Genomic DNA, 13,887 nt, shown 5'->3' with positions numbered 1-13,887 from the left:
CACGCTGGACCGGTGCCCTTCCTCATCACCAAGAGCGGAACCCCTGAGCTCACGTATGCGCAGTCGCGGCGCGCCGGCCTGCGCAAGCCGACTCGCGGGGTGCGCACGGACGCCGCCGCACGCTCCTGGCTCGACGACGTGGCGGCGGTGGCTCTGACTCTGCCCACGGACGCAGCGTTCTCCCACACCACGGCGGCCCAACTGCTCGGCCTGCCGACCCCGCACCCGGATGGCCGGCCTTTCCACGTCACCGTGCCGACCAGACGTGGCACTCGCAAGGCCGTCGCGTGGCACCAGCGAGGGCTGAGCGAGGTCCTCACCATCGGTGCCGTGCCCGTGACCGGCTACCGGCGGACATGGATGGACCTCGCAGGAGCGCCGTGGACTGCTCGCCGACCTCGCCGTGCCACCGGGCACCAGAGGTGCGCCCGTTCTGCGGGACGCGGCCGCGCTGGCCGACCCTCGGAGCCGGTCGGTGCGAGAGTCCCTGCTGCGGGTTGAACTGCACCAGCGCGGCCTGCCCGCCCCGGAGATCAACCTGGACATCATCGAAGAAGGCGAATGGCTCGGCTGCGGTGATCTGGTGTGGCGTGCGTACCGCCTGATCATCGAGTACGACGGAATCCACCACGGTGAGCGCCGGCAGCGACACCAGGACGCGCAGACCCGCAACGCCTACGCCGAGCACGGCTGGGAGTGCCTGGTGTGGACCGGCCGCCATTTCCGGGACCTTCACGCTTCCGTCGACCAAGTGGAACGCGTCATGCGGACCCGAGGGTGGACAGGGTGATTGTGGCGAAGGTGCGAGACACCATCGTCGCAATGCGACGAAGGTGCGGGGTCTCCGGCGGGGAGACCCCGCACCTTCGTCACAAACGGACTTCTTAGGGCCGCACCTTCGTCACAAAGGCGCGGGCGGGCGGGACTAGTGGTGGCGCGGACCCACTGCGACCTGCAGCCGGCCCTCCTGCTTGCGGACCTCGGCCTCGGTGCCCTTGGCCCGAGCCGCCTCAAGCTCTTGCTCGGCCTGCCGGACGTCGATCTCGCCGGCCAACTCGAGCCACTCGGCCAGGATGATGACGCGGTTGCCGTCCATCGTGGCGAAACCCTCGTGGATGTACGCCCGCAGGTCCTCACCCTCGGTCGGGCGGATGAGGATCGGACCGTCAGCCAGCATCCCCATCATCGGGGAGTGACCGGGCATCAACCCGATCTCGCCATCCAGGGTGCGCAGCACGACCAGCGACGCCTCGCCCTCCCAGACATTGCGCCGGGTCGACACCATCGCGACATTGAGGCTCGCCATGACTACTTGGCCAACTTCGCCGCGTTGCGCTCGACGTCCTCGATCCCACCGCACATGAAGAACGCCTGCTCCGGGATGTGGTCGTAGTCGCCGTCAGCCAGCGCCTTGAAGGAGGCGATGGTCTCCTCCACGGGCACGAACGAGCCAGGCTGGCCGGTGAAGGCCTCGGCGACGAACATGTTCTGGCTGAGGAAGCGCTGGATGCGACGGGCCCGGTTGACGAGGATCTTGTCCTCTTCGGAGAGCTCGTCGATGCCGAGGATCGCGATGATGTCCTGCAGGTCCTTGTAGCGCTGCAGGATCTCCTTGACCCGGGCCGCCACAGCGTAGTGGTCGTCTCCGATGTACCGCGGGTCCAGGATCCGCGAGGTCGAGTCCAGCGGGTCCACGGCCGGGTAGATACCCAGCTCGGAGATCGGCCGGCTCAACGTCGTGGTGGCGTCGAGGTGGGCGAACGTCGTCGCCGGCGCCGGGTCGGTCAGGTCGTCTGCGGGCACGTAGATCGCCTGCAGCGAGGTGATCGAGTGACCGCGCGTCGACGTGATCCGCTCCTGCAGTTGACCCATCTCGTCGGCCAGGGTCGGCTGGTAGCCCACCGCCGACGGCATGCGGCCCAGCAGCGTGGACACCTCGGACCCGGCCTGAGTGAACCGGAAGATGTTGTCGATGAACAGCAGCACGTCCTGCTTCTGCACGTCCCGGAAGTACTCCGCCATCGTCAGCGCGGTGAGCGCGACGCGCAGGCGGGTGCCCGGCGGCTCGTCCATCTGGCCGAACACCAGGGCGGTCTTGTTGATGACGCCGGACTCGGTCATCTCCAGGAAGAGGTCGTTGCCCTCACGGGTGCGCTCGCCGACACCGGCGAACACCGACACACCGGAGAACTGCTCGGCGACGCGGTTGATCATCTCCTGGATGAGGACCGTCTTGCCGACGCCCGCGCCACCGAACAGCCCGATCTTGCCGCCCTTGACGTACGGGGTCAGCAGGTCGATGACCTTGATGCCGGTCCAGAACACCTCGGTCTTCGACTCGAGTTGGTCGAAACTGGGTGCCGGCGCGTGGATGCCGCGCCGCTCGGTGATCTGCAGGGAGGACTCCTCGACGTCCAGGGGCTTGCCCAGGGTGTTCCACACGTGGCCGAGGGTCGCGTCGCCGACGGGCACCGTGATGGCGTCGCCGGTGTCGCGGACCGCGGCCCCTCGCACGAGGCCGTCGGTCGGCTGCATGGAAATCGCGCGGACCATGTTGTCGCCGATGTGTTGCGCCACCTCAAGGGTCAGCACGCGGTGCTCGATGTCACCCTCACCGGCGTCGAACGTGACGTCGACGTGCAGCGCGTTGAACAACTCCGGCATCTGCTCTGCCGGGAACTCAACGTCGACGACGGGGCCGGTGACGCGGGCTACGCGGCCGACGCCAGTGGTCGTGTCCTGGGTCGCGGTCATGGGTTTCAGCTCCCTGAGGTTGCGGAGGCCAGCGCGTCGGCACCACCGACGATCTCGCTGATTTCCTGGGTGATCTCGGCCTGGCGGGCCTGGTTGGCTTGACGGGTAAGGGACTTCATGAGGGTCGTCGGCGTTGTCCGTGGCCGACTTCATGGCCCGCTGGCGGGCCGCGTGCTCAGATGCCGACGCCTGCAGCAGCGCCGCGTACACGAGGTACTCGACGTACTTGGGCAGCAGGGCGTCCAGCACCTCCTCGGGGCTGGGCTCGAAGTCGTACAGCGGCCACACCGGGGTACCGCCGGCATTGTCACCGCCGGTGATCGTCGAGGCGGAGGTGTCCACGACCTCCTCGACGACCTCCAGCGGCAGGATGCGCAGGACCTGCACCTCCTGGCGGCCCCGGTTCCAGTACCGGGTGAAGACGATGTGGATCTCGTCGGCGCCGCCCTCTTCGGTCCTCATGACGAAGCGTTCCAGCAACGCCTTCGCGATCGGCTTGGCGTCCTCCAGCGTCGGCGCGTCGGTGAAACCGGTCCACTCCCGGCGACCTCGCGGTCGCGGAACTTGTAGAACGCCAACCCTTTGCGCCCGACGATGAAGGGCACGACCTCCATGTTCCGCTCGGTGCGCAGCAACTCGGTGAGCTGCTCGCCCTCCTTGATGGCGTTCACCGAGTACGCGCCGGCCAGACCACGGTCGGCGGTGACCAGCAACATGGCGGCTCGCTGCTGCAGCCGGGCCTTGGCGGTCAGCGGGTGGTGGCCCTTGGTGTGGGACGCGGCGAGTCCCACGGCGCGCAGCAGTTCCCGGGCGTAGGGCTCGGTCGCCTGCACCTGCTGCTGGGCCTTCACGATCCGCGAGGACGCGATCAGCTCCATCGCCTTCGTGATCTTCTTCGTCGCCTGGACCGACTTGATCCTGCGGCGGAAGACGCGTAGTTGGGCACCCATGGCTCAGCCGCGCACCTGACGGGTCACCGTGGCGACGTGGATGTCCTCCTCCGGCAACGCCTCCACCGGGACATCCTTGACCAGCAGGTGACCCTCGCTGGTCATGAAGGTCCGTTTGAAGGCGTCGATGGCCTTCTCGAGGGCGCCGAGCGACTCGTCGGAGAACTCACCGGATTCCCGGATGGCGGCCAGCACGCCGCCGTGCTGCGACTCCACGTTGTCCAGGAACTCGGACTCGAAGCGACGGATGTCCTCAAGCGGCACGTCGTCGAGCTGCCCGGTGGTACCGGCCCAGATCGACACCGCGGTGCGCTCCATGGAGAACGGCTTGTACTGCGGCTGCTTGAGCAACTCCACCAGCCGGGAGCCGCGCTCCAACTGCGCCTTCGAGGCTTTGTCCAGGTCGGAGCCGAAGGCGGCGAATGCCTCGAGCTCGCGGAACTGGGCCAGGTCCAGCCGCAGACTGCCCGCCACCTTGCGGATGGCCTTCGGCTGCGCGGACCCGCCGACGCGGGACACCGAGATGCCGACGTTGATGGCCGGGCGCACACCGGAGTTGAACAGGTCGGACTCCAGGAAGCACTGGCCGTCTGTGATGGAGATGACGTTGGTCGGGATGTAGGCCGACACGTCGTTGGCCTTGGTCTCGATGATCGGCAGGCCGGTCATCGAGCCGCCGCCCAGCTCGTCGGAGAGCTTGGCGCAGCGCTCGAGCAGGCGGGAGTGCAGGTAGAAGACGTCACCGGGGTACGCCTCACGGCCCGGCGGGCGGCGCAGCAGCAGCGACACGGCGCGGTAGGCCTCGGCCTGCTTCGACAGGTCATCGAAGATGATCAGCACGTGCTGGCCGTTGTACATCCAGTGCTGGCCGATGGCCGAGCCGGTGTACGGCGCGAGGTACTTGAAGCCGGCAGAGTCCGAGGCCGGGGCCGCGACGATCGTGGTGTACTCCAGCGCGCCGTACTCCTCGAGCGCCCCGCGTACCGCCGCGATGGTCGAGCCCTTCTGCCCGATCGCGACGTAGATGCACTTGACCTGCTTCTTCGGGTCGCCGGACTCCCAGTTGGACTTCTGGTTGAGGATCGTGTCGAGCGCGATGGCGGTCTTGCCGGTCTGGCGGTCACCGATGATCAGCTGGCGCTGGCCACGGCCGATCGCGGTCATGGCGTCGACGGCCTTCAGGCCGGTGAGCATGGGTTCCTTCACAGGCTGCCGCTGCACGACTGTCGGCGCCTGCAGTTCCAGGGCGCGGTCGGTCTCCGCGGTGATGTCACCGAGGCCGTCGATCGGGTTGCCCAGCGGGTCGACCACCCGCCCGAGGAAACCGTCACCCACAGGCACCGAGAGCACGCGGCCGGTGCGGCGAACCGTCTGGCCCTCCTCGACGCCGCTGGCGTCACCGAGCAGCACGACACCGATCTCGCGAACGTCGAGGTTCAGCGCCACGCCGAGCAGGCCGCCTTCGAACTCCAGCAGCTCATTGGCCATGGCGGAGTGCAGACCCTCCACCCGGGCGATGCCGTCACCGGTCTCGACGACGCGGCCGACCTCCTCGCGGGCGTTCTCCGGAGCGAAAGTCGAGACGTTGGCCTCGATCGCGGCGCGGATCTCGTCGGCCGAAATCGAAAGTTCGGTCATGTCGGTGCCTCTCGTGCTAGTTCTTCGTCAGTGGGTGAGCCGGCGGCGCGCCGACTCAATACGGGTGGAAAGGGTTCCATCGATCACTTCGTCGCCGACCCGGACCTCCACACCACCCACGATGGAGGGGTCGACGGTGACGTTGAGCTGGACGTCGCGGTGATGGATGCTCCGCAGTGCCGCAGTCAGCCGGGACGACTGCTCCGGCGACAGCGGGATGGCGGTGCGCACCTCTGCGACCACCCGGCCGCGCCGTTGCGCTGCCAGCGCACTCAGGTCCGCGACCGCGATCTGCACGGGCCGGCCGTGCAGTTCAGTGGTGGCGGTCTGCAGCAGCCGCACCGTCAGCGGGTCCGCTTTGTCATCGAGCAACTGTGCGGTGATGGCCGCCTTGCTGGCCTCATCCACAGCCGGGTTCGTCAGCGCCATCTGCAGGTCGGGGTGAGAATCGATGATCCGGCCGAAGCGGAAGATCTCCTCCTCGACCCGGTCGAGACGGCCGCCCTTCTCCGCGGACATGAGCAGCAGGCCGGCACCCGCCTCGTCCATGGCGTCGACCATGTCGCGGTCGGTCGACCAGCGCTTGCTGACCGTCTCCACGATGAGGTGGAACGCCCCGGAGGTCACCTTGCCCTCGAGCAGGCGCTGCAGCAGGCCGCGCTTGGCATCGGCGTCGAGCGCCGGGTCGGCCACCGTCTGCCGCAGAGTCCGTTCACGTCCCAGCAGAGCCGCGAATGACAGCACCGCTTGGCCGTCGTCGGCCAGGGCCGCCGCGTCGGCGCTGTCGAAGCGCGCGTCCACGGCCTCCCGCAGCGCCGCCCGGGACGTGCGACTGGCCCCGATCATCAGTTCTGCCCGCCGTTCTGGCCGGCTTGTTCCAACTCAGCGATGAAGCGGTCGACCACGGAGGATGCACGAGCGTCGTCGGTCATGGACTCACCCACGATCCGGCCGGCGAGGTCGGTGGCCACGCCACCCATGGAGCGTCGCAGTTCGGACAGTGCTTTCGCCTTCTCCGCCTCGATCTGGGCGGTAGCGTTGGCAGCGATCTGCTGGGCCTGCACCTCAGCAGCCTTGCGCGCCTCCTCCATGACCGTTGCGCGCTCCGCCTCGGCCTGCTGGCGAATCTCCGCAACTTCGGCACGGGCAGCAGCCATCTGCTCCTGGTACTGCTCAAGGGTGCGCTGGGCCTCGGCCTGCGCCTCCTCCGCGCGCTTGATCCCGCCCTCGATCGCGTCAGCCCGCTCCTCGAGCGTCTGCTTGATCTTCGGCAGGGCCATCTTCGCCAGCACCCCGAACACGATGAAGAACGCCGCGAGCCCGATGACGAACTCGAACATCGGGATACGCAGGACGTTGCTTCCGCCTTCTTCGGCAGCAAGCATCCAGGTCATGTTTGCCTCACGTACCGAAGACGAACGGGGCCACGAAGCCCAGCAGCGCGAGCGCCTCGGCCAGCGCGAAGCCCAGCAGCATGTTCTGGCGGATGACACCGTACGCCTCGGGCTGGCGTGCGATGGCCTGCACACCGTTACCGAAGATGATGCCGATACCGATGCCGGGGCCGATGGCGGCCAGGCCGTATCCGATACTTCCCACTGAGCCGGTCATTTCGGCAATCAGGTCCACCATGTCGGTTCCTTCTCCTCTCGGACCCCCTGGCAGGGGGTACGTCTGTTGTTGTGCGGTCAGTGTTCGGCGTGCAGTGATCCGGCGATGTACACCGCGGTCAGCAGCGTGAAGATATAGGCCTGCAAGGCCTGGATCAGGGCCTCGAAGGCGGTGAAGATCACCGTCATCAGGAACGAGGTGGCCGAGCCCAGGATCCCGATGACCGAGGGGCTGGCCAGGTAGAACGCCGCCACGGTGAACACCGTCAGCAGCAGGTGACCGGCGAACATGTTGGCGAACAACCGGATCGACAGCGTGACCGGGCGGACCACGATGTTGGAGATCAACTCGATCGGCGCCAGGATCACGTAGATCGGCTTGGGCATCCCCGGCGGGAACATCATGTTGGTGAAGAACTTCAACGGGCCCTGGTGGCGCATCCCGAGGTACATGTAGATGACCCACACGGTGATCGCCAGGCCCACTGGGAAGGCGAACCGGGAGTTCACCGGGAACTGGGCACCGGGGATGATGCCCCACAGGTTCCCGATCCACACGAAGAAGAAGATGGTGAACAGCAGCGGCACGAAGCGGTCGCCGTCCTTGCCGATCACCTCACGGCTGATCCCGTCGCGGATGAACAGGTAGCCCATCTCCCCGATGCTCTGCAACTTGCTGGGGATCAACTGCGGCCGGCGGAAGGCTGCCAGGAAGAAGATGATGATGAGCAGCGAGCCGAGCAGCAACAGGAACACCGGCTTGGTGAAGTTGCCGAAGTAGGGCTCGATCTCGAAGATCGAGGCATCAGGGGCGGGGAATCCGCACCCGGACCCGAGGTGGCACCCCGGCTCCACTTCGGACATCGGAACGACTGCGCCCAGCACTACGCCTCCCGCTGTGTGTGAGGACCGCCATCCAACTGCCGCAGGCGGAAGATGATCAAGACCGTGCTCGCCACGAGCCCGACGACGGTACCGATGGCCAGACCGACGGAGGGCGTTACCGAGCCAGAGCCCGATGAGGTAGCCCAATCCCCCGTAAACGAGGATCCCGGCGATGAGGTTGTTCATCACTGACCATGCGACGTTGGGCGTCTCACGGTCGGTCTTCGGAACTCTCATGTCCTGGCTCAAGTTACCAGCACCCCCACGCCGTCCCGTGGTCGGCCCGCGCCTTCACGAGCCGTTCTTCCGCAGCCGGGAAACGACCTCAGGATCGTCGGAGAGGCCCAGGGTAGACTCGGGCTCCACGTAGGTGCGGGGCCGCGCCGACAGGCCGACCACGATCAGCGCGGTCCAGACCAGGGCGCAGGCCACGATGGTGCCCGCGAAGACCTTGGGATCGAAGAATGTCGCATCGCGCAGGGCCAGCAGCAGGATGAACAGCACCAGGATCTGCCCGAGGTACACCCCCAGCGCGACGTTGAGCCCCATCGCCGGGTTGTTGGCAATCACCCTCTGCACAGCCAATTGGCCGAGGCCGAAGAACAGGAGCACGACGACGGTGGCCATGATCCCCGCCGCCACGCCGGCACTACCGGCGACGATCCCGCCCCACACTGTGCCGATCAGGCCGGCCACCACAGTTCCAATCGCCGGACGCACGATGGTCCGGGCCGCAACAGGGGAATCGGGATTCATGTCCCTCCACTGTAACCGGAGAGTAAACCGGGCTTATCGCCGGGACGCGGCCCCTGCCGGCCGCGAGACGAGCAACGCCAGGCCCCCCAGCCCGAGCAGGAAGATGACCAGGGCCATCGGCCACGGGATCAGTGCCACCGCAACCGCGGAGAAGGCGATGAGGGCCGTCCACGCGTACATCAGACCGACCGCACGACGCTGGGAGTGACCGAGTTCCAGCAGCCGGTGGTGCAGATGCTCCTTGTCCGGGGCGAACGGGCTGCGGCCGCGACGCGTCCGGCGCACCACGGCCATCGCCACGTCGAGCAGCGGCACCGCGATCACCGCCAGTGGCAATAGCAACGGCAGGATCGCCGGCAGGAGCAGCTCCCCACGCACGGCACTGGGGTCGACCCGACCGGACAGGGTGATCGCACTGGCCGCCAGCAGCAGGCCGATGAGCATGGAGCCGGTGTCCCCCATGAACAGCTTCGCGGGGTTGAGGTTGTGCGGCAGGAACCCCACGCACATGCCCGCCAGCAGCGCACAGATCAGGGCCGCCAGGGTCGCCCGGTCGAAGCCGAAGTCCACGGAGAGCAGGAAGGCGTAGACGAAGAACGCGGTCGCGGCGATACCCACGATCCCGGCGGCCAGGCCGTCGAGGCCGTCGACGAAGTTGACGGCGTTGATGGTGAGGACCACGAACAGCACGGTGAGCAGCACGCTGGTCAGCGGGTCGAGGACCAGCGTCCCGCCGATCGGCAGCCACACCATCTGGATGCCCAGGAACGCCATCGAGCCAGCCGCCAGCGCCTGCCCGGCGAACTTCGTGGGCGCGTCCAGGCCGTAGCGGTCGTCCAGCAGGCCCAGTCCGACGATCAGGGTGGAGCCGACAACGAGTGCCAGCGGTTGCCGGCTGCCCTCGAACACCACGGTCATCCCGGGCAACTTGCTCGCGATGAGCAGCCCGGCGAGGAAGCCTCCGTACATGGCCAGCCCACCCCAGCGCGGGGTGGGTGTGGCGTGGATGTCCCGGTCGCGCACCTCGGCCATGGCCCGGGCACGGATGGCCAGCCTGCGCACCGGCGGCGTCAGCAGGTAGGTGACGGCTGCGGCGACGAGGAAGCAGACCAGGTACTCGCGCACGACCGGTGGCTCAGCCGGCCGGGTAGGCGGGGAACGCCCGCACCAGGGTGTCAACCCCGGCCCGTACCTCGTCAGCTGCGTCCGGCTCCCGCACGGCCCGTGCGATCAGGGAGGCGATCTCCTTCATCTCGGTGACGCCCATGCCCTGGGTGGTCACACTCGGCGAGCCCACGCGGATCCCGCTGGCCACGCTCGGCGGTTGCGGGTCGAACGGGATGGCGTTCTTGTTCAGCACGATCCCCGCGGCATCGCAGCGCTGCTCGGCCTGCGCCCCGGTGACCCCCAGTGCCTGCAGGTCGAGCAGGGCCAGGTGGGTGTCGGTGCCACCAGTCACCGCGCGCATGCCCTCGGCCTCCAACCCGGCTGTGAGGGCCTGGGCGTTGCTGATGACATCGCGCGCGTACTGCTGGTACGCCGGGGTGGCCGCTTCCTTCAGCGCCACGGCCTTGGCCGCCACCGCGTGCATGAGCGGGCCGCCCTGCATCATCGGGAACACCGCCTTGTCGATGGCCGCCGCGTGCTCGGAGGTGGCCAGGATCATGCCGCCTCGCGGGCCGCGCAGAACCTTGTGCGTGGTGAAGGTCACGACGTCGGCGAAGGGAACGGGGCTGGGGATGGCCCCACCGGCCACCAGGCCGATGAAGTGGGCCGCGTCGACCATGAGGATCGCCCCGACCTCGTCGGCGATCTCCCGGAAGGCGGCGAAGTCGATGAGTCGCGGGATCGCCGAACCGCCGCAGATGATCATCCTGGGCTGGTGCTCCCGGGCCAGGTCCCGGACCTGGTCGTAGTCGATGTCCTCGGTCTCGGGATTCACCCCGTAGTGCACCGCGTCGAACCACTTCCCGGAGAACGACACCTTCGTGCCGTGGGTGAGGTGGCCGCCGTGGGGAAGGCTCATCGCGAGCACCTTCTCCCCCGGCTTGACGAACGCCCCGTACACCGCGATGTTCGCGGAGGCACCGGAGTGCGGCTGCAGATTGGCGTGATCGGCGCCGAAGAGGGCCTTCGCCCGCTCGATGCCGATGGTCTCGGCCTTGTCCACCTCGGCGCAGCCGCCGTAGTAGCGCCGGCCGGGGTAGCCCTCGGCGTACTTGTTGCTCAGCGTGGAGCCGAGCGCCGCCAGGACCGCGGGGCTGGTGAAGTTCTCGCTGGCGATCAACTGCAGGCCGCTGCGCAGCCGGTCGAGTTCGCTCAGCAGGATCCCTGCGATCTCCGGGTCCTCAGCTTCGAGCCGGCCGAAGTCCGGACCCCAGAATGGGACGTTGCTCATGGATTCTCCTGTGACGAGGTCTGGCGCCAGTGTACGGGGAGGCTGCGGCGCGGCCCGGCACTGCGCGTCCAGCCCGCGTGGCCGATGCCACAATGACCGCGTGATGAGGACCTACCCCGGCGACGACCCGCAACTGCGCGCGGCCGGAACCCGCGCCGCGGTGACGGCCCTGCGTTCGGGTCGGCTGGTCCTGGCCCCTGCGGATTTCCACTACGCGGTGCTCACCGACGCCTTCTCGGCAACCGGGGTCGCACGGATGCGCGAGGTCCGCGGCATTCCCGCTGGCTCCGCCATCCCGGTCTTCATCGACCGCCGCACCACGATGCACGCGCTGTGGGGCCGGGTGCCCCGCGACGCCGAGGTGCTGGCGAGCGCCTTCTGGCCGGGGCCGCTGACCCTGATCGGGAAGCCGCAGTTGTCGCTGGCGTGGACGGCCGGGGTGGCGGACGCCGTCGCCCTGCGCATGCCCCTGCACCCGTGGATGCTGCAACTGGTCGCGCAAGTGGGACCGCTCGCGGCCACCGGCGCGCAGGTCCCGGGCCAACTCCCGCCGACACAACTGTCATCGTGCGATTCCAGCGCCGTGTCGATCGGCCTGGACGGCGGCGAGTTGTCCGGGGGCGCCGCGTCCACCGTGGTGGACCTGCGCTCCGGGGTCGAGGTTGTGCGCGAAGGGGCGATCCCGGCAGCGGAAGTGCTGGCCGCGCTGGGCAAGTAGGGGGGCGTCGATCCGTCGCCACGCCGCTCCTCAGCCCAGGCGCCCGCCGGTGATGCGGTCGCGTCCGGTGAGGTCCTGCCATGTGGTCACCTCGGCGAACCCGACCAGCAACGCCCGGATCTGGCCCGCCTGGTGCTCGCCGTGCTCGAGCAGCAGGCGGCCCCGGGTCTCAGCAGGCGACGCGCCTGGGCGATCACGCACCGCACGACGTCAAGGCCGTCAGCACCGCCGTACAGAGCCAGCGGCGGGTCGTGCAGCGCCACCTCCGGGTCCCGCGGAACCATGGCGTCGGGGATGTAGGGCGGGTTGCTCACCACAAGGTCGACAGGCCCCAGGTGGCTCAGGTCATCGGCGCAGACATCCGCCTGGAGCACCTCGACCCTGCCCGCGGCATTGCGTCGCGCCCATTCCAGCGCACCGGGGTCGACCTCCACTGCCACCACGGCGGCCGTGGTTTCCGTGGCCAGGCTCAGCGCAATCGCCGCACTGCCGGTGCACAGGTCCACGGCACTGCGGAACGGCTCGCGCAATGCCACGTCGACCAGCACCTCGGTCTCCGGGCGGGGCACGAACACCCCCGGTCCCACCAGGACATCGAGGTAGCGGAAGCCGGCAGTGCCGGTCAGGTGCTGTAGCGGAACCCGCCGGCAGCGCGCTGCGACCAACTCGTCGAGATGACCCCGCTGCGCATCGGACAGGACGGGCGCGAAACTGCGGTCGCCGGTGACGAACGTGAGGAGGGCGTCCGCGTCGGCCTCCGGTGACGGGACGCCGGCGTCACGCAGCCTGCCCACCACGAGCCGGCGCACGCTCACAGCGACTCCGCCGACTCCAACCGCTGCGCAAGGTCGGCGTCCAGACAACTGCGGATCACCGGATCCAGGTCGCCGGCGAGCACCTGCTCGAGGTTGTAGGCCTTGAACCCGGTGCGGTGGTCGGAGATCCGGTTCTCCGGGAAGTTGTACGTGCGGATGCGCTCGGAGCGGTCGACCGTGCGCACCTGCTCCTTGCGGGTGGCGGAGGCCTCGGCGGCCTTCTCCTCCTCCGCGAGCGCCACGAGCCTGGCCCGCAGGATGCGCATCGCCTGCTCCTTGTTCTGCAGTTGGGACTTCTCGTTCTGGCACGAGACGACCACGCCGGTGGGCACGTGTGTGATCCGCACGGCGGAGTCGGTGGTGTTCACGCTCTGACCGCCAGGGCCGGACGAGCGGTAGACGTCGATGCGCAGGTCGTTGGGGTCGATGCTGATTGCCACGTCCTCGGTCTCGGGGAACACCAGCACCCCGGCCGCGGAGGTGTGGATCCGACCCTGGGATTCGGTGACGGGCACACGCTGCACCCGGTGCACACCGGCCTCCCACTTGAGCCGGGCGAACGGCATGTCGTCGACCTCGGTGCGACCCTTGGCCTTGACGGACACGGTCGCGTCTTTGACACCGCCCAGCGCGGTCTCCTCGAGGTCGATGACCTCCATGCGCCAGCCGCGCGCAGTTGCGTACCGCTCGTACATGCGCAGCAGGTCCCCGGCGAACAGCGCGGACTCGTCGCCGCCCTCACCGGCTTTGATCTCCAGGATGGCGTCGGAATCGTCGAGCGGATCGCGCGGCACCAGCAGTTCGCTCAGGCGTTCAGCGAGATCGGCGCGCTCGGCCGCCAGTTCCTCTGCCTCCACAGCGAAGGCGGGGTCCGCATCAGCCAGTTCGCGTGCCGCCTGCTCGTCCTCACCGACGGTCAGCCAGCGCTCGTAGGTCTGGACGACGGGACGCAATTGCGCGTGTCGCTTGCCCACCGCCCGCGCCCGCGCAGGGTCGGAGTGCAGGACCGGGTCGGCGAGAGCGGCCTCCAACGACCGCAGTTCATCGACCAGCGCGGCGACCCGCTCGAACACTTACTTGGTGGCTTGCTTGCCGAAGCGCTTCTCGAACTTGGCGACGCGACCGCCAGTGTCCAGAATCTTCTGCTTGCCGGTGTAGAACGGGTGACACTTGTTGCACACCTCAGCGTGGATCACGCCGTTCTTGGCGGTACTGCGGGTGGTGAAGGTGTTGCCGCAGGAGCACGTGACCGTGGTCTCGACGTACTCCGGGTGAATGTCGGGCTTCATGACTCTCCTTTGATGGTCTCCGGGTCGCCGAAACAGTGCAGCGTGAACCGGAGGCTCTTCGAGTGTAACGGGCG

At 68.2% G+C, this 13,887-nt stretch carries 15 protein-coding genes and 2 pseudogenes; 3 read left to right on the top strand and 14 right to left on the bottom strand.

Annotated features, from left to right (window positions below):
* Window positions 1-12: 12 nt before the first annotated feature.
* Window positions 13-501 carry a hypothetical protein gene (locus tag IPG68_05495; GenBank protein ID MBK6762752.1) on the top strand — a complete coding sequence of 163 codons (489 nt, stop codon included), beginning with the start codon at window positions 13-15 and terminating at the stop codon, window positions 499-501.
* Entirely contained in the window at window positions 476-790 is a 315-nt protein-coding gene (locus IPG68_05490; protein ID MBK6762751.1) for a hypothetical protein, read from the top strand. Before IPG68_05495 ends, IPG68_05490 begins: the two co-directional genes overlap by 26 nt.
* Window positions 791-925: 135 nt before the next feature.
* Here IPG68_05490 and IPG68_05485 read toward each other — a convergent pair whose 3' ends face one another.
* From IPG68_05485 to IPG68_05435, 11 genes and pseudogenes are all read right to left on the bottom strand, one after another.
* Window positions 926-1,306: a F0F1 ATP synthase subunit epsilon gene (locus IPG68_05485; GenBank protein ID MBK6762750.1), complete on the bottom strand. Its 381-nt coding sequence runs from the start codon at window positions 1,304-1,306 to the stop codon at window positions 926-928.
* Between the two features lie 2 nt (window positions 1,307-1,308).
* Complete coding sequence (gene atpD, locus IPG68_05480; GenBank protein MBK6762749.1) at window positions 1,309-2,754, bottom strand: F0F1 ATP synthase subunit beta; 1,446 nt, start codon at window positions 2,752-2,754, stop codon at window positions 1,309-1,311.
* 5 nt (window positions 2,755-2,759) lie between these two features.
* Window positions 2,760-3,704 (bottom strand): annotated as a pseudogene (locus IPG68_05475) (F0F1 ATP synthase subunit gamma).
* Between the two features lie 3 nt (window positions 3,705-3,707).
* Entirely contained in the window at window positions 3,708-5,342 is a 1,635-nt protein-coding gene (locus IPG68_05470) for a F0F1 ATP synthase subunit alpha (GenBank protein ID MBK6762748.1), read from the bottom strand.
* 27 nt (window positions 5,343-5,369) lie between these two features.
* Entirely contained in the window at window positions 5,370-6,188 is an 819-nt protein-coding gene (locus tag IPG68_05465) for a F0F1 ATP synthase subunit delta (protein MBK6762747.1), read from the bottom strand.
* The gene (locus IPG68_05460; GenBank protein ID MBK6762746.1) at window positions 6,188-6,736 is read right to left on the bottom strand and encodes a F0F1 ATP synthase subunit B; all 549 of its coding nucleotides are present in this window, start codon (window positions 6,734-6,736) and stop codon (window positions 6,188-6,190) included. The genes IPG68_05465 and IPG68_05460 overlap by 1 nt, the downstream gene beginning before the upstream one ends.
* Window positions 6,737-6,743: 7 nt before the next feature.
* The gene (gene atpE, locus IPG68_05455; protein MBK6762745.1) at window positions 6,744-6,974 is read right to left on the bottom strand and encodes an ATP synthase F0 subunit C; all 231 of its coding nucleotides are present in this window, start codon (window positions 6,972-6,974) and stop codon (window positions 6,744-6,746) included.
* Between the two features lie 56 nt (window positions 6,975-7,030).
* Window positions 7,031-7,816 (bottom strand): F0F1 ATP synthase subunit A, encoded by a 786-nt coding sequence (atpB, locus tag IPG68_05450; GenBank protein MBK6762744.1) that lies wholly within the window; start codon window positions 7,814-7,816, stop codon window positions 7,031-7,033.
* Between the two features lie 312 nt (window positions 7,817-8,128).
* Window positions 8,129-8,593 (bottom strand): hypothetical protein, encoded by a 465-nt coding sequence (locus tag IPG68_05445; protein MBK6762743.1) that lies wholly within the window; start codon window positions 8,591-8,593, stop codon window positions 8,129-8,131.
* Between the two features lie 33 nt (window positions 8,594-8,626).
* Window positions 8,627-9,718, bottom strand: a complete 1,092-nt coding sequence (locus tag IPG68_05440; GenBank protein MBK6762742.1) for an undecaprenyl/decaprenyl-phosphate alpha-N-acetylglucosaminyl 1-phosphate transferase — start codon at window positions 9,716-9,718, stop codon at window positions 8,627-8,629.
* A 10-nt stretch (window positions 9,719-9,728) separates the two neighbouring features.
* Window positions 9,729-10,991 carry a serine hydroxymethyltransferase gene (locus IPG68_05435; GenBank protein ID MBK6762741.1) on the bottom strand — a complete coding sequence of 421 codons (1,263 nt, stop codon included), beginning with the start codon at window positions 10,989-10,991 and terminating at the stop codon, window positions 9,729-9,731.
* 100 nt (window positions 10,992-11,091) lie between these two features.
* On the opposite strand from IPG68_05435, the gene IPG68_05430 reads away from it, so the two are divergent.
* Window positions 11,092-11,709, top strand: coding sequence for an L-threonylcarbamoyladenylate synthase (locus tag IPG68_05430; GenBank protein ID MBK6762740.1), 618 nt, complete (start codon window positions 11,092-11,094; stop codon window positions 11,707-11,709).
* 30 nt (window positions 11,710-11,739) lie between these two features.
* Here the strand turns inward: IPG68_05430 and prmC are convergent.
* From prmC to rpmE, 3 genes and pseudogenes are all read right to left on the bottom strand, one after another.
* Window positions 11,740-12,524, bottom strand: a pseudogene (prmC, locus tag IPG68_05425) (peptide chain release factor N(5)-glutamine methyltransferase).
* Complete coding sequence (gene prfA / locus IPG68_05420; protein MBK6762739.1) at window positions 12,521-13,597, bottom strand: peptide chain release factor 1; 1,077 nt, start codon at window positions 13,595-13,597, stop codon at window positions 12,521-12,523. Before prfA ends, prmC begins: the two are co-directional and overlap by 4 nt.
* Complete coding sequence (rpmE, locus tag IPG68_05415; GenBank protein ID MBK6762738.1) at window positions 13,598-13,813, bottom strand: 50S ribosomal protein L31; 216 nt, start codon at window positions 13,811-13,813, stop codon at window positions 13,598-13,600. It abuts the gene before it with no gap.
* Window positions 13,814-13,887 lie beyond the last annotated feature (74 nt).

Source organism: Micrococcales bacterium (assembly GCA_016703125.1).
Lineage (GTDB): Bacteria > Actinomycetota > Actinomycetes > S36-B12 > UBA10799 > JADKAV01.
Note: the sequence above shows the minus strand (reverse complement) of the source record. Positions and strands in the feature narration are given on the sequence as shown.

What these genes read in the sequence shown, in the direction of transcription:
- atpB (MBK6762744.1), bottom strand. Translation starts at nt 7,816, where the DNA reads ATGTCCGAAGTGGAGCCGGGGTGCCACCTCGGGTCCGGGTGCGGATTC.
- atpE (MBK6762745.1), bottom strand. Translation starts at nt 6,974, where the DNA reads ATGGTGGACCTGATTGCCGAAATGACCGGCTCAGTGGGAAGTATCGGA.
- IPG68_05470 (MBK6762748.1), bottom strand. Translation starts at nt 5,342, where the DNA reads ATGACCGAACTTTCGATTTCGGCCGACGAGATCCGCGCCGCGATCGAG.
- rpmE (MBK6762738.1), bottom strand. Translation starts at nt 13,813, where the DNA reads ATGAAGCCCGACATTCACCCGGAGTACGTCGAGACCACGGTCACGTGC.
- IPG68_05485 (MBK6762750.1), bottom strand. Translation starts at nt 1,306, where the DNA reads ATGGCGAGCCTCAATGTCGCGATGGTGTCGACCCGGCGCAATGTCTGG.
- IPG68_05465 (MBK6762747.1), bottom strand. Translation starts at nt 6,188, where the DNA reads ATGATCGGGGCCAGTCGCACGTCCCGGGCGGCGCTGCGGGAGGCCGTG.
- IPG68_05460 (MBK6762746.1), bottom strand. Translation starts at nt 6,736, where the DNA reads ATGACCTGGATGCTTGCTGCCGAAGAAGGCGGAAGCAACGTCCTGCGT.
- IPG68_05445 (MBK6762743.1), bottom strand. Translation starts at nt 8,593, where the DNA reads ATGAATCCCGATTCCCCTGTTGCGGCCCGGACCATCGTGCGTCCGGCG.
- atpD (MBK6762749.1), bottom strand. Translation starts at nt 2,754, where the DNA reads ATGACCGCGACCCAGGACACGACCACTGGCGTCGGCCGCGTAGCCCGC.
- IPG68_05435 (MBK6762741.1), bottom strand. Translation starts at nt 10,991, where the DNA reads ATGAGCAACGTCCCATTCTGGGGTCCGGACTTCGGCCGGCTCGAAGCT.